Here is a 19,879-nt window from a genome sequence, read left to right as displayed (position 1 = left end):
ATGCTTGACCCCATCTACATCATCGACGGTGCGCGCACGCCCTTTCTCAAGGCGCGCAACGCCCCCGGGCCGTTTGCAGCCTCCGATCTGGCGACTGCGGCGGGCAGTGCCCTGCTGGCCCGCCAGCGCTTTCTGCCGGAGCAGCTGGACGAGGTCATCCTCGGCTGCGCCAGCCCGTCTCCGGACGAGGTGAACATCGGCCGGGTGGTGGCCCTGCGCATGGGCTGCGGCCTCAAGGTGCCGGGCTGGACGGTGATGCGCAACTGTGCCTCGGGTATGCAGGCCCTGGATTCGGCCATGGCCAACATCCGTTGCGGGCGTTCGCAACTGGTGCTGGCGGGGGGCGTGGATGCCCTGTCCCGGGCGCCGCTGCTGTTCTCCGACCCGATGGTGCGCTGGTTTGCCGGGTGGATGAGCGCGCGCAGCCTCGGCGACAAGCTGGCCGCGCTGAAGAAGTTCCGGCCCGCCTACCTGGCGCCGGTCATTGGCATCATGAAGGGGCTGACCGACCCCATCGTCGGCCAACTGATGGGCCAGACCGCCGAGAACCTGGCCTGGAAGTACGGCATCAGCCGCTACGACATGGACGCCTACGCGGTGGAGAGCCACCTGCGGGTGGCCGCCGCCCAGGATGCCGGCCACTTTGCCGATGAGCTGGTGCCCCTGATCGACGGCAATGGCACCGTGTATGGCGCCGATGATGGCCTGCGCCGGGACGCCTCCCTGGCCGGCATGGCCAAGCTCAAGCCCTTCTTCGACAAAAAGTACGGCCGAGTCACGCCGGCCAACAGCTCCCAGATCACCGATGGCGCCACCTGGCTGATGCTGGCCTCCGAGGCCGCGGTGGCTCAGTTTGGCCTGACCCCCCTGGGCCGCATCGTGGACAGCCAGTGGGCCGGGCTGGAGCCCGAAGAGATGGGCCTGGGCCCGGTGCACGCCGCCACGCCCATCCTGCAACGCCATGGACTGGGCCTGGACGACCTCGACCTGCTCGAGATCAACGAGGCCTTTGCGGCCCAGGTGATCGCCTGCCTGCGCGCCTGGCAGGATGAGGACTACTGCCGCAAGCGCCTGGGGCTGGAGGGTGCCCTGGGCGCCATCGATCCGGCGCGGCTCAACGTGGACGGCGGTGCGGTGGCCCTGGGGCACCCGGTTGGGGCCAGTGGCGCGCGTATCGTCCTGCACCTGCTCCATGCCCTGCGTCGCCGGGGCGGGAAACGAGGGCTCGCCAGCATCTGCATTGGTGGCGGGCAGGGTGGAGCCATGCTGGTGGAGGCCCTGTGATGAACTACGTGAACTGGACACTCGAACGCGATGCCGAGGGCATCGCCTGGGCTACCCTGGATGTGGCCGACGCTGGGGCCAACACCCTGGGCCTCACCGTGATGACAGAGCTGGACGGCATCCTCGATGCGCTGGCCGTCAGCCCGCCCAGCGGCCTGGTAATCCGCTCCGGCAAGGCTGCGGGCTTCATTGCCGGCGCCAACATCGAGGAGTTCACCCGCATCGACTCGGCGGAGGCGGCCCGGGCCATGGTGAGCCGGGGCTGGACGCTGTTCGACCGCCTGGCTGGCGTGGAATACCCCACCTTGGCCCTGATTCGTGGGCATTGCATGGGAGGTGGGCTGGAACTGGCTCTGGCCTGCCGCTATCGCATCACCGTGGATGAGCCGGGTACCCGCCTGGCCTTGCCGGAGGTGATGCTGGGCATCTATCCGGCCTGGGGGGGCATGCGGCGCCTGCCTGCCCTGATCGGGCCGGCCGCGGCCCTGGACCTGATGCTGACCGGCAAGGGCGTGGATGCGGTGAAAGCCGGACGGCTCGGGCTGGCGGACGCCTGTGTGCCGCCGCGGGTCATGGACAACGCGGCCAGCATGCTGCTGCTGTCCGGGCAAGTGCCGCGTCGGCTGCCCGTTGTGCAGCGTCTCCTCAACGGCCCCCTGCGAGGCTTCGTGGCCCGCAAGGCCAGGGCGCAAGTGGCGGCCAAGGCCCGCCCCGAGCACTACCCGGCGCCCTACGCCATCCTGGATGTGTGGTCCCGCCATGGGGGCAACGCCCTTGACGTGCCCGCGGGCTCGCCCTCGTCCCTGGAGGCCATCCTGCGCTCGCCCACGGCGGGCAATCTGATCCGGGTGTTCTTTCTGCAGGAACGCCTCAAGGGCTTCGGCAAGGAAGCAGGCTTCAAGCCCTGCCGTGTCCATGTGGTGGGGGCTGGTGTGATGGGCGGCGATATCGCCACCGAGTGCGCCCTGCGCGGCATGATCGTGACCCTGCAGGATCAGTCGGTGGAGCGCATCGCCCTGGCCATTGCCCGGGCCGGCAAGCGCTTCGCGCGCAAGTTCCGGGGCAAGCCTCGGGAGGCCCGCTTTGCCCTCGACCGCCTGATCCCCGACCCGGCCGGCCACGGCGTGGCCCAGGCCGATGTGATCATCGAAGCCATCTTCGAAAATCTGGACGCCAAGCGGACCCTGCTGGCCGACATCGAGCGGCGGGCCCGGCCCAACGCGGTGCTCGCCTCCAACACCTCCAGCCTGCGCATTGGCGACATTGCCAGCGCGCTCGCCGATCCGGCCCGGCTGGTGGGTATCCACTTCTTCAATCCGGTGGCCATGATGCCCCTGGTGGAGGTGGTACGCACCGGGGTGACGGCCGACGACAGCTTCCGCCGGGCCGCGGCCTTCGTGCGCAAGCTCGACAAGCTGCCGCTACCGGTGAAGGACGAGCCGGGCTTTCTGGTCAATGCGGTGCTCGGCCCCTATATGTATGAGGCCTTGCGCTGCGTGGATGAGGGGATCAACCCGGCCACCGTGGACGCGGCCATGACCGCCTTTGGCATGCCCATGGGGCCCATCGAACTGGTGGACACGGTGGGGCTGGACATTGCAGTGGCGGCGGGCAAGGCCCTGGCCGGCGCCAACGCGGTGCTGCCCAGAGGCCTGGCCGAGCGGGTCGCAGCGGGCCAGCTGGGCAAAAAGAGCGGGCAGGGCTTTTACGCCTGGCCCGGCGGCAAGGTGAGCCGGCCGGCAGCGGGGGTCATCCCCGACGGCCTGGCGGCCCGCATCGTCGCCCCGCTGCTTGCGGCGAGCCAGGCCTGTGTTGATCGCGGTGTGGTGGCCGATGCCGATCTGGCCGATGCCGGGGTTATATTTGGCACCGGCTTTGCCCCCTTCACGGGGGGCCCCATCAACCTTGCCCGCGGCCCCCGTGCCGCTGCTTGAAACACTGCCAGGAGTTCGTCATGTCAGAAGCCCCCGTACAACTGCCCGCCGACCGGATGCCCGTGCTGCGGGTCATGCCCATGCCCCGGGATCTAAACCCGGCTGGCGATGTGTTTGGCGGCTGGATCATGTCTCAGGTGGATATCGCCGGCGCGGTGCCGGCCCGTCAGCGGGCCCGCGGCCGGGTGGCCACGATTTCGGTGAACTCCTTTGTCTTCAAACAGCCGGTGTCGGTGGGAGACATCGTCAGCTTCTACGTGGACATCGTCCGGGTGGGCAAAAGCTCGATCACTGTGGACGTGGAGGTGTACGCCGAACGCAATCCGGAAGACCCGGTGGTGGTGAAGGTGACGGAGGCGACCTTGACTTATGTGGCGGTGAGCGCCAGTGGCGTCAAGCGTGACATTCCACCCGATATTGCTGCATAAAAACAACAGTTTTAAATGAATGTTGCATAGCCGAAAACTGGAGCACCCTTAGAATTGACGTGGGCTTGGGCAACCCACGGTCAGTCGATAAAACGCCCATCTGTGAGGAGACGCACCCATGAATATGAAAATGATCGCCCGTTTGATGCCTGCGGTGGCTCTCGGTCTGGCCACCGGGCAGGCCAGTGCCGCCGGTTTTCAGTTGTTGGAGCAGAATGCCAGCGGTATCGGTAATGCCTACGCCGGTTCGGCGGCGGTGGCCGAGAACGCCAGCACCATCTATTTCAACCCGGCCGGCATGACGCAGCTGCAGGCCAGGGAGGCGTCGGTGGGCATGTCCCTGGTGCGTCCCACCTTCAAGTTCAGCAACCAGGGCTCCAGCACGGGTGTGCTGAACGGCAGTGGTACTGGTAATGATGCCGGCAGCTGGGCCGCGATTCCCAATGGCTACCTGTCCTGGGGTCTGAGCAAGGATCTGTATGTGGGGGTGGGCTTTGGCGCTCCCTTCGGCCTCGTTACTGAATACGACAACCCGTGGCTCGGTGGCGCTCAGGCCATCAAGTTCGACATCAAGACTTATAACGTCAATCCCAGCGTGGCATACCGGGTCAACGACATGGTCTCGGTGGGGGCCGGCCTCAACTACCAGCGCATGGAAGCCGAGTACGTGCGCCTGGCGACCGTCACCTCCGCCGCCCTGTCGGCCACCCGGGCCACCCTGGACGCGGGCGACAACAGTTGGGGCTGGAATGTGGGTGCGCTGTTCACCCTCAGCCCCAACACCAAAGTGGGGGTGTCCTATCGCTCCAAGATCAAGCATGAGCTGAAGGGCAGCCTGGCCGTCAGTGGTCCTGCGGCGGGTGCTTCGCCGGCCCTGACCACCGGCAGCGCCATGGCCAGCGTCGATTTGCCCGATACCTTCATCCTGTCCGTGGTGCAGAACCTCAACGACAAATGGGAGATGCTCGGTGACATCTCCTGGACGGGCTGGAGCAGCATTCCCAAGGTGGACATCGTGCGCACATCCGGCAGCCTCAGCGGTGCCACGGTACAGACCCTCGACACCCACTTCCGCGACACCTGGCGCTATGCGCTGGGGGCCAACTACCGCTTGAGCGACATGGTCAAGCTGAAGTTCGGCGTGGCATACGACCAGACCCCGGTGCCGGATGCCCAGCATCGCCTGGTGTCCCTGCCCGACAACAACCGTACCTGGTTCTCGGCGGGGGCCCAGATCAAGCTCGCCAAGGGGTCGGTGCTGGATCTGGGGGCGGCTTACCTGAATGTGCCTGAGTCCAAGGTGGACAACAATCAGACCGCCCTCGGGCGTGGCCGGGTGACCGGCGCCTACGACGCCCGGGTGTGGATCCTGGGTGCCCAGTACTCGATGGCCTTCTGATTCTTTCAATCCGGCCGGAGGTGCCTGTGGCGACTCCGGCCACTTTACTGTTCTGCCCATGGCTCGCCCAGATAATCCCCTTCCCGACGCCAAGACACGTATCCTCGACGCCGCCGAGCGCCTGTTCATGGAGAACGGCTATGCCGCCACATCGGTGCGCATGATCACTGGCGCCGCGGGGGTGCCGGTGGCGCTGGTCAGCTATCACTTCGGTTCCAAGCAGGGGTTGATGGAGGCTGTTTACGAGCGCGCCCTGGGTAGTCGCGGTGGCAGCCGGGTGAGCTATCTGGACAGGCTGGAGGCGGACGCCAGAGGGCAGCCCATCGCCGTGGATGTGCTGGTGGACGCCTTTCTGTCGTCGGCCTTGCGGCTGACCCGCAAGGACAGCATTCCCGGCGAGGTTTTCAAGCAACTCATCGGCCGGGCCTTTTACGAACCTGGGCCGGGCACCGAAGCCTTCTTCCCGTCGGAGTACCGGGAGGCCGTGGATCGTTATCGCCAGGCCTTCATGCGGGCGCTGCCCCATCTGAGCCAGGATGACGTGGTGTGGCGCATGTATTTCTTTGTCGGCATCGTGGCTTACGCGATGGCTGGAAAGGACGTGATGCGGATGACCGAAACCTACTCCCTCGGCGATGCTGGCGACCCGGAAGCCATCATGGCGCGTCTGCGCCCTTTCGTCGTGGCGGGCTTCATGGCGCCGCCGGGCGGGTCACCAACGGGCCTGGCAAAGGCCTGATTTTTAAACCATGTTGTATCCATGGGCAGCATTGCGCTAAGATTTGAACAGTTGTTCAAAAGCGCCATGCAGCTGCGTGGTCCGTAGTCAATAACAAGGCCCTGTCAGGGCCGAGTCAAAGGAGGCACATGTGAGCAGACTGATCATTCGCAAGGTGGCCGTGCTGGGTGCCGGCGTGATGGGGGCGCAGATCGCCGCCCATTGCGCCAACGCCGGCGTGCCGGTCATCGTCTTCGACCTTCCCGCCAAGGAAGGCCCCCCCAATGCCATCGCCAAGAAGGCCGTGGACGGCCTGAAGAAGCTCGAACCCGCACCCCTGGCCACCAAGGATCGCGCCCAGTTCATCGACGTGGCCAATTACGGCAGCGATCTGGACAAGCTGCGTGACTGTGATCTCATCATCGAGGCCATCGCCGAGAAGATGGAGTGGAAGCTGGACCTGTACGGCAAGGTCGCACCCTTCATCCGTCCGGATGCCATCTTTGCCTCCAACACCTCCGGCCTGTCCATCAATGCCCTGTCGGAAGGCATGCCGGCCGAGGCTCGCGCACGCTTCTGCGGTATCCACTTCTTCAACCCGCCGCGTTACATGGCACTGGTGGAGCTGATCGCCACCCGCAGTACCGATCCGGCCACGCTGGATGCGCTGGAGGCCTGGCTGACCACTCGCCTGGGCAAGAGCATCGTCCGCGCCAAGGACACCCCCAACTTCGTTGCCAACCGGGTGGGGGTGTTCTCCATTCTGGCGGTGATGCACCACACGGCCCGACTGGGCCTGGGTTTTGACGAGGTGGATGCTCTTACCGGCCCGCTGATCGGCCGGCCCAAGAGCGCCACCTACCGCACTGCCGACGTGGTGGGGCTCGACACCCTGGCTCATGTCATCGGCACCATGCAGGCCACCCTGCCAGGTGACCCCTGGCATGCCTTCTACCAGAGCCCCGAGTGGCTCACCGCCCTGATCGCCAAGGGCGTGCTGGGTCAGAAGACCAAGGGTGGCATCTTCCGAAAGGATGGCAAGGGCATTGTCGTGCTCGATGTGGCCAAGCAAGACTACCGTCCGAGCACCGGCGAAGTTGCGCCGGAAGTTCTGGCCATCCTGAAGAACCGAAATCCGGCCGAGAAGTTTGCCCAGCTGCGCGCCAGCAGCCATCCCCAAGCCCGCTTCCTGTGGGCCATCTTCCGTGACGTCTTCCACTATTGCGCTTTCCACCTAGCCGACATCGCCGACAATGCCCGCGACGTGGATTTCGCCATGCGCTGGGGCTTCGGTTGGGCCCAGGGGCCTTTCGAGACCTGGCAGGCAGCCGGATGGCAGGCAATTGCCGCCGCCGTGGAGGCCGACATCAAGGCCGGAGAGGCCATGATTACCGCACCGCTGCCCGCCTGGGTGTTCGACGGGCGCCAGGGCGTGCATGCGCCGGAGGGCTCCTGGAGCGCTGTGGAGGCCGCCCTCAAGCCCCGGTCCACGCTGCCGGTGTATGGCCGCCAGCTCTACCCGGAGCAGGTGCTCGGTGAAGCCGCCCAGGACCAGGGCACCACTTTGTGGGAAAACGATGGGGTGCGTCTGTGGAACCTTCCGGCCCGGGATGCCCGCATCGGCATCCTGTCCTTCAAGTCGAAGATGCACGCTATCGGCGACGAGGTGCTGGACGGCGTGCTGGAGGCCGTGGCCAGGGCCGAACGTGACCTGGATGGCCTGGTGATCTGGCATGAAGCGCCTTTCGCCGTGGGCGCCAACCTGGCCCAGGTGGCCGAGGCCTGCAAGGCCGGTCAGTTCAACATGCTAGAAAAGACCGTGGCCAAGTTCCAGCAGGCCTCCATGGCCCTCAAGCACGCCATGGTGCCCACGGTGGCGGCGGTACAGGGCATGGCCTTGGGGGGTGGTTGTGAGTTCGTCATGCACGCCAGCCACCGGGTGCTGGCCCTGGAGAGTTACGTGGGCCTGGTGGAGGCCGGCGTGGGGCTGATCCCGGCCGGCGGTGGCTGCAAGGAGTTTGCCCTTCAGGCGGCCAGCCTGGCCAGCCGGGCGGCGGGGGGCGACGTCTTCCCCTTCATCCAGAACATGTTCCAGACCATCGCAATGGCCAACGTCTCCAAGAGCGCCCTGCAGGCGGTGGAGCTGGGCTTTGCCAAGGCGTCGGACGACATCGTCTTCAATGCCCGCGAGCTCCTCCACGTGGCCCTGCATCGGGCTCGCGCCATCGCGGAGTCGGGCTATCAGCCGCCCCTGGTCCAGCGCGCCGTGACGGTGGCCGGGCGCAACGGCATCGCCACCTGCGAGATGATGCTGATCAACATGAAGGAGGGCGGATTCATCTCCGCCTGGGACTACCGCGTGGCCAGGGCTGCCGCCACCGCCTTGTGCGGCGGCGAGGTGGAGACCAATTCCCGGGTGTCCGAGCAGTGGATCCTCGACGTGGAGCGTGCCCAGTTCGTCGACCTGCTGAAGGCCGAGAAGACCCAGCAGCGCATCGTGCACATGCTCGAAACCGGCAAGCCCCTGCGCAACTGAACGGAGACAGATCAAGATGAGCAAACAGATTCAAGAAGCCTACATCGTCGCCGCCACGCGCACCCCGGTGGCCAAGCGCAATGGCATGTTCCGCAACGTGCGCCCCGATGACATGCTGGCCCACGTGCTGCGGGCGGTGGTGGACAAGGTGCCGGGGCTGGACGCCACCGACATCGCCGACGTGGTGGTCGGCTGCGCCATGCCCGAGGCGGAGCAGGGCATGAACGTGGCGCGCATCGGCGTACTGCTGGCCGGCCTGCCCAACACTGTGCCCGGCATCACCATCAACCGCTTCTGCTCGTCCGGCCTGCAGGCCGTGGCCGATGCGGCTGCGCGCATCCGCTTGGGCGAGGCCGAGGTGATGATCGCCGCTGGTACCGAGAGCATGACCGTGATGCCCCAGATCATGGGCAACAAGATTTCCCTCAACCCGGCGATTTTCGAAAAGGATGAGAACCTGGGCATCGCCTTCGGCATGGGCCTGACTGCCGAGAAGGTGGCCCAGCAGTGGCAGGTGAGCCGCGAGGAGCAGGACGCCTTCGCGGTGCAGTCCAATCAGCGTGCGGCAGCGGCGATTGCCGCCGGTGCCTTCCGTGACGAGATCAGCCCCTACACCGTGCGCACCCATGTGCCCGGTGAGGGGGGCGCAGTGCGCATCAGCGAACGGATCTGCGATACCGACGAAGGCCCGCGGGGTGATGCCACCCTGCAGAGCCTGGGCAAGCTCAAGCCCGTGTTTGCAGCGCGGGGGTCGGTGACTGCCGGCAACAGCTCGCAGATGTCCGATGGCGCTGGCGCGGTGCTGCTGATGTCCGAGGCGGCGGTGAAGCGCTACGGCGTGACGCCGATCGCCCGCTTCTGTAGCTACTCCGTGGCCGGTGTGCCGCCGGAGATCATGGGCATCGGCCCGGTGGAGGCTATCCCCCGGGCGCTCAGGGCGGCCGGCATCGGCCAGGAAGCCCTGGACTGGATCGAGCTCAACGAGGCTTTTGCCGCCCAGGCCATCGCAGTGATGAAGCAACTGGACCTCGATCCGGCGAAGATCAACCCCCAGGGCGGTGCCATCGCCCTGGGGCATCCCCTGGGTGCCACCGGCGTGATCCGTGCGGCGACGTTGATGAGCGCCTTTCAACGCACTTCGGCGCGCTATGGAATGATCTCCATGTGCATCGGCACCGGAATGGGCGCTGCGGGCGTCTTCGAGCGTCTCTGAACGGTTTCGTGTTCGCTCCGGCCCACCATGTGCCTGTGCATATGGTGGGCTTTTTTGCGTTCGGGGTCTTCCCGCCGGCCGGCCTTCGGGGTGAAATGGCGGGCCTGCTTTAAGCGTTTGAACTCAAAGGAACCACCCCATGACTTCCCCTGTATTGCTCGACGTCACCGATGGCGTCGCGACCCTGACCCTCAACCGCCCGGCGGCCCTTAACGCCTTGTCGGTGGAGATGATGCAAGCCCTCGCGGAGGCAACGGCCCGGCTAGCCCACCGGGATGACTTGCGGGTGGTGGTGCTCGGTGGTGCAGGTGATCACTTCATGGCCGGGGGAGATCTGAAGGATTTTGCCGCCCACCTCCACCTGTCGCCCGAGAGTCGTCTGGCCACCTTCCGGGCCATGATCGAGCAGTACATCAACCAGAGTGTCGAGGCGTTGCAGGAGCTGCCGGTACCTGTGATTGCGCGGGTTCAGGGGGCCTGTGCCGGTTTCGGGCTGTCCCTGGTGTTGGGTTGTGACATGGCGGTTGCTGCCGACAGTGCCTACTTCACCACGGCCTACTCCAGCATCGCCCTGTCCGGTGATGGCGGGGTGTCGTGGCTGTTGCCTAGGGTGCTCGGACGACGCAAGGCCTTCGAACTGCTGTTGCTGGCCGATCGCTTCGATGCCGCCGAGGCCCTGCGTCTGGGGGTGGTGAATCGGGTGACGGGAGTCGCCGAACTCGACGCGGCGGTGGCTGATCTGGTGGGGCGCATTGTGCGCGGGCCGGGCAGCTGCTATGGCGAGATCAAGCACCTGCTCAATGCCTCACCCGAGCAGTCGCTGGGCGCCCAGTTGCAGTTGGAGGCCGCAGCCTTTGCCCGATGTGCCGCCCGGCCGGACTTCGACGAGGGGATCAACGCCTTCCTGGGGAAGCGCAAAGCCCGCTTCAACGGCTGAGCCGGTAGGCCAGAAGGCCCAGCCATTCATGGCTGGCATACCAGCCGGCATAGGCGCTGTTCATTCCAGGCAGGGAGGGGATGGCACCTTCATCGGCTTTGCGGTTCAGAAGGTGGGCCGTGGGGGCGGGTACAACACTGAAGCCCGCCGCCTCGAAAGCTTCGACCGAGCGCCGCATGTGGGCTGCGTGGGTGACCAGCACGATGCGCCGATGCCCGCTGGGCAGCATGAGCGCGGCGCAGTATTCAGCGTTTTCCCGGGTGTCGCGGGAGCGGGATTCGACCCACCGCACGCTGATACCGAAGTCCTCTTCCAGGCTCACCTTCATCAACTCACCCTCGGCCGTGCCACCCTTCGGGGCGCCGCCCGTCACCATCACCGGCAGCTTGCTCTGACGGGCCAGGCGGGCACCGTAGCGGATGCGTTCGAGGCTAAGGGCATTCACCGTTTCACCGTCGAACTCCGGTGCGTAGCTCCGTCTGCCACCCGCCAGAATCACGATGGCGTCAGCCTCGGCAAGGGCTTCAGCATTCACGGGAGGGGCGCTCTCAAGGTCCGCCAACAGCAGATTGACGGTCGTGGGGGTGCATAGGGCCAGCGCAGCAAGGAGGCCCAGTGACGCCAGGATGCGCCCGGCCCGCGGGCGGTGGATGCTCAGGACGAGGCCCGCAGCGATGAGGATCAGCGGCCCCAGGGGAGGCAGAATCAGGCTGGCGAGGATCTTTTTGAGTATGAACATGACGAAAAGGCGCGGCCTGGCGGGGTGCCGCATTGTCGGTGGAGTGGCGCACGGCTATTATCGCAGCGTCAATTGAACGCCAGCCACCAGGGGAATCATCATCGTCAGCAAAGGTTTGAGTCACGCCGCAGCAACACGGTTGCCAGGGAGCTTGCGCAGTGATTGAAATGGGCGTGCACGAGGGGGTGTGGGCACTGGTTGCCGTACTCGTCCTCTACCTTGCAGTGATCCTCTTCCGGCTGGCCAGCCCGCGGAAGCCTGTCGACCCCGCCAAGAAGCCCGGGGCGCCAAACACCCTGTTGGTCGATGCGCCAGTCGCAGCCGTGCCTGAGCCCGCGCCAGCGTCGACTCCCAGCCCGGAGGACGAGGCCGTGTCGCGGGATCTCCTCAACGAACTCGAAATCCAGCAACTGCGCCGCGACGTGGCACAACTGCGCACCGAGAGCGACTTCCTGCGGCGTGAGCTGGCAGCCACTCGTCGTGATGTAGACGAATTGCGCGATGCCCAGCAAGCGTCCCAACAGGCTGCGCGGGAGCCGGTGCACTACACCCGCCCGGTATCGCCCCAGCATTCTGAAGCCATGTTGCTGGCGGGCAGAGGGATAGAGGCGGCACGGATTGCCGAGCACTGCGGTATTTCCGTGGCGGAGGCTGAACTGGTCTGTGCCCTGGCGCGGGCGGAGGAGGGCCGATGAGCGACGACACCAGGACACCCGAGCCGGAAGCCGGTGGTGAGGACGAAGCTCGCCGCCAACTGTGGATCCGCGCAGGGGTGGCGGGAGGCCTGATTTCCCTGCTGCTGGGCGGGCTGGCCTTGTTCGATCACCTGTCGCGGCCACCCCCGCCTGACGAGGTGACCCTGCCCACCCGACCTATTGCCCCTGCCCAGATCATGCCGGATACCGGGCGCGATGCGCCGCCCGACGTGGTTCGGGCCGGTGGTGATGCAGCCATGCCGGGTGACGCGCAGTCGACCCTGGCTCCAGAGGGCTCGGCCCCGCCGAGCCTGCCCGATAGTGAGGCTGCGCCCTCCGCCGACAAATCGGATCGACTGGTTGAAGCTACCCGGCCACTGGCGCGGCCGACCACTGCTGCCTCGGTACATGGGGAGGCCGCAGCACCCAGGGCGGGTGCCCGCGAGGCGGCCCCGGCCAAGCCGGCTGCCACGGCACAGACGCTGCCGATGACACCGGTCGCGCCCATGCCTGTGCCGGCTCCGCGCCCCTCCGGCCAGGCGGGCGCAGGAGTGCCGGCTGCGCCAGTGGCGGCGCCCGGCGTGCCGTCAGTCCGTCCTCCCGCGCTTGCGCCGGTGCCGCAGTCGGCGTCCCAGCTTGCCGCAGTGGCTGCTCCGGCAGCTGCGCAGAAGCCTGCGGCGGCTCCCCCCCAGGCGCCGGTGCCCGCCGAGACGGGCCGGGGTTATGTACTGCAGTTCGGGTTCTTCTCCAACGTTGCTTCGGCCGAAGAGCTCAAGGCACGGCTGGCCCAGGCCGGCGTTCCGTCACAGATCGAAACCCGATTGATCGTCGGGCCCTTTGCCGATCGCAAGGACGCCCTTGCGGCCCAGGTGCGCCTGCGCGAGAAGGGGGTCGATGTGGGCGTGCTGTTGCCGCTGGGGCGTTGATCCCCAGCGCAGTCTGAACTTCAGGCCGTCATGATGACCAGGGCGTGGCCGGTGCGGCAACGCAGGGCCAGCAGCGTCTGCTGGCCGCCCGGTGCAGCCGCCCAGATGGCGGCCTGGTCTCCCAGGTTGCGGGCGATTTCGTAGCCACGCTGCTTCAGCAGGGCCGGGTCAAGATGCTCGGCAACCAGGCGCAGCGTTTCCGGTTGTTGGGGGTGAGCCAGGACGAGGCGGAAGATTCCCATGACGATCTCCAGTTGGATTCGGCTGGGCTCCCAATCTAGCCTTGAAGTGTGACGGTTGTTGGTGGTTTTGGACGGCTCAGGAGGCCACGTCAGCCTCCGGCGAAATGACGCACGGAAGACGGAATTCCTGCAGGATGCGAGTGGCTTCATCCACATTCACCGGCCGTGAGAACAGGAAGCCCTGCATCTCGTCACAGCCCAGGATTTCCAGAGCGTTCATCTGCTCATCGCGCTCCACGCCCTCTGCGGCAAGGCGGATGTCAAACCCCCGGGCGATGCCGGCAATCGCGCTGACGATGGGGTGGTCTTCGTTGCTCTTGATGTCCTTGACGAAGCTCCGGTCGATCTTGAGGCGGGTCACTCCGCAGCGCTGGAGGTAGGCAAGGGATGAGTAGCCCGTGCCAAAATCGTTGATGGCGATGCCGATGCCGAGCTCCCGCAGGCTCTGCATGCGCACGGACACCTTGTCGCTGTCTTCGAGGAGTAGCCGCTCCGTGATCTCCAGCTCCAGGCTGTGGGCAGGTAGACCATGGCGGGTGAGCACGCGGGATACCGTGCTGTTCAGGTCGGTGTGGTCGAAGTCCCGGGACGACAGATTGGTGGATAGGCGCAGATCCGGATAACGGTGACGCCAGGACGAGAGCTGGGCACAGGCCGTGTCGAGGACCCAGCGAGTGATTTCATGGATGATCCCGGCTTCCTCGGCCATCTGGATGAAGCGTGACGGAGCGACCATGCCGTGCACCGGATGGCGCCAGCGCACCAGGGCTTCCATGCCGGTGATGCTGCTGCGCGACAGGCTGACCAGAGGCTGGTAATGCACCTCCAGCTCGTTGCGGGAAAGGGCCAGGCGCAACTCCTTTTCGAGGGAAGTACGTGCGTGGTAGTTGGCATGCATGTCGGGGGAGAAAAAGCCGCAGGCATTGCCGCCGTTGCCCTTGACCTGGTGCATGGCCACGCTGGCATGCTGGATCAGGTCTTCCGCGCTGTCGCCGTCTTCCGGGTGCAGGGCCACGCCCATGCTGATGGTGGCGGTGAATTCGCCATCGCCGATGCGGAACGGCGTGCGGAAGGCGTGCAGGATCTTCTCGCCAATGGCCTGGGCGTCGCCCCGGGAGCCGATGTCGGGGAGCAGAATCAGGAATTCATCGCTCCCGTGCCGGGTCAGGGTATCGCCCTTGCGCAGGCTCTGGCGCAGGCGAAGGGCCACGGCCCGCAGCAGGGCGTCACCTTCGCCGATACTGTAGGTGTCGTTGACCAGCTTGAAGCGGTCCATGTCGATGAACAGCACAGCGATATGGGTCTTGCGTCGCTTGGCTTGGGCAATGGAGAGGTTCAGCCGATCTCTGAACAAGTCGCGGTTGGGGAGCTGGGTGAGAGGGTCGTGATAGGTCTGGTAGCCGCCCGCGTGCTCGTCAGCCCGATAGCCGGGCAGGCTACGAGCTGCCCCGTAGGTGCCGGCGTAATGGACGGGGGCGCGGGAGTCGCTGCGGTTGTAGATCCCCATGGCGTTGAGGACGATGGTGACTGGGCCATGCTCGCCACTCTCGGATTCGCCAAAGGGATTGCGGGTAAGGCGCAGGGCAAGGTTGCTGGTGGCCCGCGGGCCGGTACGGCGCTCGTTGAACGAAAAACGGGCGCGTTCCAGGTCTTCGGGGTAAACGATTTCGGAGAAGTGCTTGCCGAGGAGGGCGCTGCGGGGGTGGCCGAGCAGGGATTCGATGCGCTGGTTCAGGTAGCTGAAGCGGCCGTCGGCATCGAGGGTGTAGATCAGGTCGAGGGAGCTCTCGACCAGGTAACGGTGCATCTGCTCGGAGGATTCCAGGCGCTGGCGGATCTGCCGCTTGTTGCGTTCCTGCTGGCGTTTGGCGAGCACGGTGCCGACCGATCGGCGTAGCTGCTCGGCACTGTAAGGCTTGAGGAGAAAATCGGCAGCGCCCCGGCGCAGGGCACCCACGGCGGCATCCAAGGACTGCTCGGCGCTGATCATGATCACCGACTCGCGCCGGTCGTGGCTCAGTAGCCAGTCCATCACGGCCAGGCCCGAAGCGTCCGGCAGGCGGAAATCGAGCACGATCAGATCGTAGGCGGCAGTATTGAGGCGCGCCAGCGCCCCAGCTACCGACCCGCACTCTTCAATCAGCCGATCGTCACTTTGAAGGAGCGCGGTGATGGAGCGTGCCAGGGACGGTTCATCGTCGATGACCAGGATTCGGACAAGAGCCTCGGCTGATGAGTGCCGGTTCCCCTTCGGTGGGAAGGGCTGCCCTTTCCAGGGGATGAACATGATGACTCCCTGACGTGGGTCTATTATTTTCCCTGCAATCATGCACCAAATCGTGCTCAGGCCGCCAGCGGCATGAAGATCTGGAAGACAGTGCCGGAGCCCAGTTGACTGCGGCACAGGATGGTTCCGCCGTTGCTCGTCACTAGCTCGCGCACCACCGGCAGACCTACGCCACCACCGGGTTTGGTGCTGTTGCGGGCTCCGCCGGCGAACAGGTTCTGGACCCGTTCCGGCGACATGCCCGGGCCGTTGTCCACCACCCGCACCTCAAGGCACGGACTGCCGTTGGCGTTGATGCCGGCCACCGCCGATACGGTGAGCTTGCCGCCCTCGGGGATCGCTTCGGCGGCGTTCTTGAAGAGGTTGAGAAGCACCTGCTTGAGGGCGTCCGGCGGAATTGCGGCGGCCGGAAGGTTGGGCGAGGTGCGCAGCTCGAAGTGGATGCCACGGCGGGCGAAAAGGGCTTCGCCGTACAGGGCCCGCAGGTCGTGGAGGATCTCGGCGACACCGCTGTGGGCCGGGCCTGTGGGGAGGATGCCGGTGAAGTCGCTGGTCTTGCGGATCAGGGCGCCAACCCGGTCGAGCTCGTCGCTGAGGAGGTTGAGCTGCTCCTTGAGCGTTGCGTCTTCCACCTTCTCATCAATGATGCCCAGATAGGTCTTGATGACAGTCAGGGGGTTGCTGGCTTCGTGGGCGATGCGCCGGGCATGGTCCACGTAGCGGCGCCCGATGTTCTCTTCGATCTCGTGGCGCATGCGCTCTTCGGCATTGCGCTCGGAGATGCGCACCGTGGCTGCTTCGGTGAGGAGCTGGCGCAGGGTGTGTTCGATCTCCTCACCCGCGTCCTCGGCACTGGGGCATGGAAACACCGCCACGCCGGATTCGAAGCTATTGCTCCAGGGCACACACAGCAGGCCGTCGCTCTCCAGCCATCGGGCGAGCTGCCAGTCGGCGGCGCAGCGGCCGGGGGGGCGTGGCGCGGCCTGAAAGCGGGTTTCAACGTTGTCGCGATAAGCCTCGGCAATGACGCTGTTCTGGTCGTTGGCGGCAATGTGGATCTGGCTCAGGCCGGGGTGGGCCGGATTGGCTGCGCCAGTGAGCTCGTCGCTATCCACCGGTTTGACGAACAGTACCGGCGCGTCGAAGCCCAGCAACAGCCGGGCAGCGAGGCTGAAATCAGTCCAGGCTGAACCGCCCTTGCTGAAGCTGCTGCGGGTGAAGGCGCCAAGGGCCGCTCTGGCAATGCCTGCATCGATCATCTCCGGCCCGTTACGCTCCGTACCCGTAGTGCTCCAGGGGCGGGAGAGCATGGTGGTCTCAACCGGAATGCCGAGAGCGCTGGCCCGATCCTGGACGGTGCGTGTCGTGTCGGCCAGAAGGCTGACCAGGATCGCGCCATCCAGCTGGGTCAGGCTGCAGGCGTTGTCCAGGCTGAGGGGGGCTTGGTTGCCCCGGTAGGCGGCCAACTCTTCGGCGGCGGCAGCAACGCGTACCAGGGGATGGGCACTCACCAGGCTGTTCGCATCGGCTTGATGCAGTGCGATGGCGTCGGCAACGCCGGCCGGCAGACCGCAGCGGGCGGCGAGACTGGACGAGATCTCGGCATGGTCCTGGCCGTAGCGTTCCCACTCGCTGGCGGTCAGGGTGCGCTCGTCGGGGGCCTCGGCCAGCAATGTGAGGTAGTCGTCGGCGTATTCGCTCAGCCACAGCAGCCCGATGTCGTGGAGCAGGCCAACGGCGTAGGCCTCCTCCGGCGCCGCATAGCCGGTCTCCCGGGCAATGTGGGCAGCCAGCTCAGCCACGAACTGGCTGTGCAGGGAGTGGTGGCGATGTGAGCCGATATTTGTCCGGCGCTGGGGCTGCTGCACGATGTGCCTCAGGGCCCAGGCCTGGAGAAGTCCAGCGTCGGTGTTTTCGACCCTCTGCGTAAGGGCTTCCAGCAGGGACGCGGATTCACTCTTCTGCAGGGGGCGTGTCTGCAGCAGCTCGAAGACCAGGACCGGGTCGAGCATGATGATCCGCGCTGCATCCTTCGACGCCGGTACCCCGGCGGAGAGAACCCGAAGGAGGGCGGTGGCGGTCTCGCGCAGGCCGGGCAGACGCAAAGTGGGAACCGCAGCGGGAATTCGCAATTTGGAGATTCGGGTGGTTTGCATGAAAGAAGCACATTTTTCGCAGATTTTGTGCTTTCGATTCTAACCGTGCCCCCCCTGTGCCCAACTGTGACATAAGTTTGCCGAAATCGGGCTGCGGAGGCCCGAACGTGACTCAGTTCGCGACCTTACGCAGGGTTTTCAAGGGGGCGACAAGCCCCCAGGCGGGGGCTTGTGGGGGAGGGGAGGTGTCAGCTGAACTGCAGGCTGTCGGCGAACGCCAGCGCTTCGAGGTGGGCGCGGTTGACCTGTTCGCAGGAAATGTGGAGATCGTCGGCAAGGGCCGCAAGGTTCTTGTCGTCGAAGCTCTCTAGGGCCCGGGCCAGCTTGAGGAAGGGGGCGTACACGCCGTCCCCGGTGAGCAGGGCGTCGGCGATGGGGGCCGGGAGGTGCATCTCTTCGAGGGCGGATTGCAGGCTGGCACCGAGCAGCAGATGCAGCATGGAGAAGGCGCCGGTGATGAACAGGTTGTCCAGTTCACCTTTCTCGAAGAAGGCCGCACCGATTTTTTCCATGAAGCGTCCGCGGGCGATGGCGGTTTGCATCAGGGCCGGGGCAGCGGGATCGCGACTGGCCGATACCAGCAACACGGAGAGCCATTTGTTGAGCTTTTCGTAGCCGAGAATCGTCACTGCATGGCGGAAGGACTGGATCTCGCACATCAGCCCAAAACCAGCGGAATTGATATATCTGAGCAGTTTGTAAGAAAGTGCCACATCCTGCTTCAGAACGGTTTCGATTTCCTTTACTTCGGCATTTCGGCGCACCAGGTTCATCAGCCGCACGATCTGAGCGTGGGAGGGGGCGAGCTTGCCATTACTGGTGACACCCCGAAGGAAGAACCACCCGGAGGCGCCGTCATAGCCCTGGACGATGGCGTTGCGGAAATCGGGTACGTCCGTCAGCCCCCAGGCCAGGGCCAGGCCCGGCGGGTCTGCGGGCAGGTTCTGGCGCTTGGCGTCGATGATGACGAAGCGCCAGGGCACGTTGGCGGGCAGCACGGTATCGGGCTGGTACCAGGTCAGGTTGAGGCTGATGCCGGCTGCCTGGAGCTGGGGGATCAGCGACAGGGTGAGGGGGTGGGCGATGGACTGGACGGGTATCTCGACCATGGCGTTGGTCGGGGCGATCCAGTTGAGCAGGTCTGGTGTGGGAACCAGTTTGTAGAGGCTGACGAAGACCGGGTGGGTGGACGGCCATACGTCGGCCAGGCTGTCCAGGGCATCCACCGCTTGGGAAACCGAGGCCGCATGCACGATCAGCCGGTTGGCGGTGATCTTGTGCTGTTTGTTGATGACCGGCTCGCGGGTGATCAGGACGGAGTTGCTCATGGGCGCAGGGTTCCGGTGCGGAGCTCAGGCGGCTCCGGCGTCGTTCGAGAAGCTGAAGGCGTCGGCAAAGAAGGCCTCGGGAGGCAGCCCGCAGCGCCCGGTGAGGTCGGCCCGGGCCGCGTCGATCATGGCGGGAGATCCACAGGCGTACACTTCGTGACCGGACAGGTCGGGCAGATCGGCCATCAGGGCATGATGGGCAAAGCCGATGCGGCCTGTCCATGCGTCACTGGCAGGGGCTGCCGAGAGCACCGGGACAAAGCGGAAACCCGGCAGACGGGCTTCCCAGTCACGGGCGATGTCGAACTGGTAAAGGCCTGCCACATCGCGGCTGCCCCAGTAGAGGCTCATGGGGCGATTCAGGCCGGTGGCAATGGCGTTTTCGACAATGCTCTTGATAGGCGCAAAACCGGTACCGCCCGCCAGCAGCACGACCGGCCGGGTGGAATCTTCGCGTAGGCGGAAGCTGCCCAGGGGGCCTTCGAAGCGCAGGATGTCCTTCTCTTTGAGCTTCTCGAAGACGTGGGTGGTGAAGCGCCCGCCCGGAACCAGGCGGATGTGCAGTTCGATGTGATCGGCGCCGGTTGGGGCGTTGGCGATGGAGAAGCTGCGGCGTTTGCCGTCGGCGAGAAGGAAGTCGATGTACTGACCGGCCACAAACTGGAACTTCTCGCTGGCGGGGAGCTTGACTTCGAGAACGATCACGTCGGCGCCGATGCGCGTCAGCTTCTGCACGCGACAGGGCAGCTTTTTGACCGGGATGTCGCCGGCGCGGCTGACCTGGCGGACTTCGACGACCAGATCGGAGCGCGGCGAGGCACAGCACAGCAGGGCCATGCCGGCATCACGGTCAGCGGCGGTGAGGGTCGAGTCGGAATAACGGCCCTGGTCTACCTGTCCGGACACGATCCGGCTCTTGCAGACGCCGCAGGCGCCGTCGCGGCAGCTGTAAGGGAGGAGCAGGCCAGCGGCAAGGGCAGAGGCAAGAACGGTTTCTTCACTGCCTGCTTCAAAATGGAGGCCGCTGGGTTGGAGGGTGACCTGGAACGACATGGTG

16 protein-coding genes are annotated in these 19,879 nt (G+C 65.6%); 10 read left to right on the top strand and 6 right to left on the bottom strand.

Features of this window, described 5'->3' with window-relative positions:
* From PHI64_RS00570 to PHI64_RS00535, 8 genes are all read left to right on the top strand, one after another.
* The gene (locus tag PHI64_RS00570) at nucleotides 1–1,284 is read left to right on the top strand and encodes an acetyl-CoA C-acetyltransferase (protein WP_299876956.1); all 1,284 of its coding nucleotides are present in this window, start codon (nucleotides 1–3) and stop codon (nucleotides 1,282–1,284) included.
* Nucleotides 1,284–3,218 carry a 3-hydroxyacyl-CoA dehydrogenase NAD-binding domain-containing protein gene (locus PHI64_RS00565; protein WP_299876953.1) on the top strand — a complete coding sequence of 645 codons (1,935 nt, stop codon included), beginning with the start codon at nucleotides 1,284–1,286 and terminating at the stop codon, nucleotides 3,216–3,218. Before PHI64_RS00570 ends, PHI64_RS00565 begins: the two co-directional genes overlap by 1 nt.
* Nucleotides 3,219–3,238: 20 nt before the next feature.
* Nucleotides 3,239–3,646 (top strand): acyl-CoA thioesterase, encoded by a 408-nt coding sequence (locus tag PHI64_RS00560; RefSeq protein ID WP_299876950.1) that lies wholly within the window; start codon nucleotides 3,239–3,241, stop codon nucleotides 3,644–3,646.
* A 118-nt stretch (nucleotides 3,647–3,764) separates the two neighbouring features.
* Nucleotides 3,765–5,045, top strand: coding sequence for an outer membrane protein transport protein (locus PHI64_RS00555; RefSeq protein WP_299876947.1), 1,281 nt, complete (start codon nucleotides 3,765–3,767; stop codon nucleotides 5,043–5,045).
* A 58-nt stretch (nucleotides 5,046–5,103) separates the two neighbouring features.
* Nucleotides 5,104–5,784: a TetR/AcrR family transcriptional regulator gene (locus PHI64_RS00550; protein ID WP_299876944.1), complete on the top strand. Its 681-nt coding sequence runs from the start codon at nucleotides 5,104–5,106 to the stop codon at nucleotides 5,782–5,784.
* 130 nt (nucleotides 5,785–5,914) lie between these two features.
* Entirely contained in the window at nucleotides 5,915–8,299 is a 2,385-nt protein-coding gene (locus PHI64_RS00545) for a 3-hydroxyacyl-CoA dehydrogenase/enoyl-CoA hydratase family protein (protein WP_299876941.1), read from the top strand.
* A 16-nt stretch (nucleotides 8,300–8,315) separates the two neighbouring features.
* Nucleotides 8,316–9,512 carry an acetyl-CoA C-acyltransferase gene (locus tag PHI64_RS00540; RefSeq protein WP_299876938.1) on the top strand — a complete coding sequence of 399 codons (1,197 nt, stop codon included), beginning with the start codon at nucleotides 8,316–8,318 and terminating at the stop codon, nucleotides 9,510–9,512.
* A gap of 139 nt (nucleotides 9,513–9,651) precedes the next feature.
* On the top strand, nucleotides 9,652–10,449 hold the full coding sequence (locus PHI64_RS00535) for an enoyl-CoA hydratase-related protein (protein WP_299876935.1): 798 nt from the start codon (nucleotides 9,652–9,654) through the stop codon (nucleotides 10,447–10,449).
* Here PHI64_RS00535 and PHI64_RS00530 read toward each other — a convergent pair.
* On the bottom strand, nucleotides 10,439–11,188 hold the full coding sequence (locus PHI64_RS00530) for a YdcF family protein (RefSeq protein ID WP_299876932.1): 750 nt from the start codon (nucleotides 11,186–11,188) through the stop codon (nucleotides 10,439–10,441). The two genes, PHI64_RS00535 and PHI64_RS00530, sit on opposite strands and share 11 nt — an antisense overlap.
* Before the next feature lie 167 nt (nucleotides 11,189–11,355).
* Here PHI64_RS00530 and PHI64_RS00525 point away from each other — a divergent pair, with 167 nt between their 5' ends.
* Together PHI64_RS00525 and PHI64_RS00520 are read left to right on the top strand one after the other, a co-directional pair.
* Nucleotides 11,356–11,883: a DUF2802 domain-containing protein gene (locus PHI64_RS00525; RefSeq protein WP_299876929.1), complete on the top strand. Its 528-nt coding sequence runs from the start codon at nucleotides 11,356–11,358 to the stop codon at nucleotides 11,881–11,883.
* Nucleotides 11,880–12,809 carry an SPOR domain-containing protein gene (locus PHI64_RS00520; RefSeq protein WP_299876926.1) on the top strand — a complete coding sequence of 310 codons (930 nt, stop codon included), beginning with the start codon at nucleotides 11,880–11,882 and terminating at the stop codon, nucleotides 12,807–12,809. The genes PHI64_RS00525 and PHI64_RS00520 overlap by 4 nt, the downstream gene beginning before the upstream one ends.
* A 20-nt stretch (nucleotides 12,810–12,829) precedes the next feature.
* On the opposite strand, the gene PHI64_RS00515 is transcribed toward PHI64_RS00520, so the two are convergent.
* From PHI64_RS00515 to PHI64_RS00495, 5 genes are all read right to left on the bottom strand, one after another.
* Nucleotides 12,830–13,051 (bottom strand): hypothetical protein, encoded by a 222-nt coding sequence (locus tag PHI64_RS00515; RefSeq protein WP_299876923.1) that lies wholly within the window; start codon nucleotides 13,049–13,051, stop codon nucleotides 12,830–12,832.
* A 76-nt stretch (nucleotides 13,052–13,127) separates the two neighbouring features.
* Nucleotides 13,128–15,338 (bottom strand): EAL domain-containing protein, encoded by a 2,211-nt coding sequence (locus PHI64_RS00510; protein WP_299876921.1) that lies wholly within the window; start codon nucleotides 15,336–15,338, stop codon nucleotides 13,128–13,130.
* A gap of 56 nt (nucleotides 15,339–15,394) precedes the next feature.
* Complete coding sequence (locus PHI64_RS00505) at nucleotides 15,395–17,494, bottom strand: ATP-binding protein (protein ID WP_299876918.1); 2,100 nt, start codon at nucleotides 17,492–17,494, stop codon at nucleotides 15,395–15,397.
* Between the two features lie 188 nt (nucleotides 17,495–17,682).
* Nucleotides 17,683–18,822 carry an EAL and HDOD domain-containing protein gene (locus PHI64_RS00500; protein ID WP_299876915.1) on the bottom strand — a complete coding sequence of 380 codons (1,140 nt, stop codon included), beginning with the start codon at nucleotides 18,820–18,822 and terminating at the stop codon, nucleotides 17,683–17,685.
* Between the two features lie 24 nt (nucleotides 18,823–18,846).
* Nucleotides 18,847–19,875 (bottom strand): CDP-6-deoxy-delta-3,4-glucoseen reductase, encoded by a 1,029-nt coding sequence (locus tag PHI64_RS00495; RefSeq protein WP_299876912.1) that lies wholly within the window; start codon nucleotides 19,873–19,875, stop codon nucleotides 18,847–18,849.
* Nucleotides 19,876–19,879 lie beyond the last annotated feature (4 nt).

The sequence above is a fragment of the Zoogloea sp. genome, assembly GCF_028689785.1.
Lineage (GTDB): Bacteria > Pseudomonadota > Gammaproteobacteria > Burkholderiales > Rhodocyclaceae > Zoogloea.
Note: the sequence above shows the minus strand (reverse complement) of the source record. Positions and strands in the feature narration are given on the sequence as shown.